The organism is Phocaeicola sp. RTP21198st1_B8_RTP21198_201120 (genome assembly GCF_040929485.1).
Classification (GTDB): Bacteria; Bacteroidota; Bacteroidia; order Bacteroidales; family Bacteroidaceae; genus Phocaeicola; species Phocaeicola dorei.
In genome coordinates, this window is the sequence record NZ_JBCOCI010000014.1 from 30620 (window position 1) to 32044 (window position 1425).

A 1425-nucleotide genomic window follows, 5' to 3' on the forward strand; every position below is an offset into this window, starting at 1 on the left:
TTAGGCAAGCTTGTAAAAAAATTAACGATTTCAATTGTTCTAACAATAATAAGATTATATTGGAAAATAGTGGTAAAAATTACACAAGCGAGATCGTTAAAATAACTGCTACGAGGAAAGAAATGCATGGAAGTCCCACTGTTCTTATTAAGATGAGCGCGCATAAGACTAATATGGGGGATGGTTACATAGAAACATCAGAAAAGATTCCAGTAACTAAAGAAGTTAAAATCGGTAGTGATCATCATTATATTGTAATGTATCCGTTGATAACTAAAGGCAGAACAAAATACAAACGCCATTGGAATGTTTTTGTTTATGACGATCCCAATAAAGATAGCCAGGAGTTCATAAGAATGGCTAAAGAAATGATCAAGAGAGTTTTGTGTATAAAAATAAGTAATCTGAAACGGAATGATTTTGTAGAAGAGTTAAAAGAGATTCCAATTATAAGTAATATAACAGCAAATTTTCAAACTGTTGAATATGTAAACAATCAGTATGATGCGGAATTTAAGGATTATATTGTAAAAGGAACAATACTGAGTAAAAAACAATTTGACTTAAGGAATTTGCCAACTTCCAAGATCGTAGAAATGCTAAATAACGATGAGGATGTTACGATAAAAAGGAAAATTTTTAATATCTTCGCGGGGAAGAAGGAGTACAAAGTAAGTCAAATAATAAAAAAAGATTACCAAAGAGCTAGGGAAAAGTATTCGTTATTGATAGAGAGTCTTTTTAATGAAAGTGTTTCTATAACAGATGAGGAATATGCTCAAAAACTTTATGATGAAGATTTTGTTATAGAAAAAATTGAAAGTGCTATTGCAAATTATATGAGTTAAATATGAATCCGCTTATTAATGACATCTGTACTTTCTGTTTATCCATATTTGGGATAGGGATAACGTTATTCACTGTCATATATTCATTTATATCTAATAAAATAGAATATATGAATGAGATATCTCATGTCATTACTTTAGGGAAAGCATGTCCTGAGACAAAAGCCAAGTATCTTATAGCTCGAAAATATATTCAAAAGCAAAAAAGGATAAATGCAATAATATTAAGTATTACTATTGTGTCTTTTGTTATTTATACTTTATGTTTATTCTATTTATATGTGGAAAATTGGGCTATTCTAGAGTATATAATAATAGGACTAAACATCATGTTATTATGTTCATTAGGTGTTGCATTGTCTATGTTTATTTCTTCTTATTTAAATTATGTAAAATAAAAGTTACCTGTCTATTGTCAAATGGAATAGAGAGCACATCAAACCTCTTCTGAAGCATCTGGGGAGAAAGGAGGAATAGCATCTTTCTTGAAAAGCCGCTCTTTGATTTCTTCGAATAGCATTTCGGTTTCTATCAACCTATTCATTAAGTCAGATTCATATTCGACTGTCAAATGAGG

Annotated in this window: 2 protein-coding genes; both read left to right on the plus strand. The window is 29.9% G+C overall.

Going from position 1 to position 1425, the window contains the following annotated elements; translation table 11 throughout:
* Positions 1–848: hypothetical protein (locus AB5935_RS08480; protein ID WP_368327391.1), on the plus strand; the 848-nt coding region annotated here is incomplete at its 5' end.
* Between the two features lie 110 nt (positions 849–958).
* Entirely contained in the window at positions 959–1246 is a 288-nt protein-coding gene (locus AB5935_RS08485) for a hypothetical protein (RefSeq protein ID WP_133304561.1), read from the plus strand.
* Positions 1247–1425 lie beyond the last annotated feature (179 nt).

Excerpts from the sequence above, each read along its gene's own strand:
- AB5935_RS08485 (WP_133304561.1), top strand. The coding sequence starts at position 959 with ATGAATGAGATATCTCATGTCATTACTTTAGGGAAAGCATGTCCTGAG.